Origin of the sequence: Shigella sp. FC1967, assembly GCF_001743005.1 — a bacterium.
Lineage (GTDB): Bacteria > Pseudomonadota > Gammaproteobacteria > Enterobacterales > Enterobacteriaceae > Proteus.
The window spans coordinates 1-332 of record NZ_MIIZ01001480.1 but is presented as its reverse complement, the minus strand read 5'-3'; the positions used below and the strand labels follow the sequence as shown (position 1 = coordinate 332).

Here is a 332-nt window from a genome sequence, read left to right as displayed (position 1 = left end):
GAGACACTGAAATCGGCGAATATGATGAAAAACCACTGTCTGGCTCGCGCTATCGGTGATGCAGGCTGGCATGGTTTTATCACAAAGCTGGAATATAAAGCCGCAGAAAAAGGCATCCATCTGGTAAAACTGGATCAATGGTTTGCCAGTTCGAAAACCTGTCATTGCTGCGGTCATAAAATGTCAGAAATGCCACTACATAAGCGTATCTGGCAATGCCCTGAATGTGGAGTTTGAACATGACCGAGATATCAATGCGGCAATCAATATCCGACACAAGGGCATATTGGAATTACACGCGGCGGGACTCGTCGTTTCAGCCCATGGAGACC

Annotated in this window: 1 pseudogene; it reads left to right on the top strand. The window is 47.0% G+C overall.

The annotated features are described in order from the left end of the window. Nucleotides 1-332: pseudogene (locus tag BHE89_RS23180) on the top strand (RNA-guided endonuclease InsQ/TnpB family protein); the annotation flags it as partial.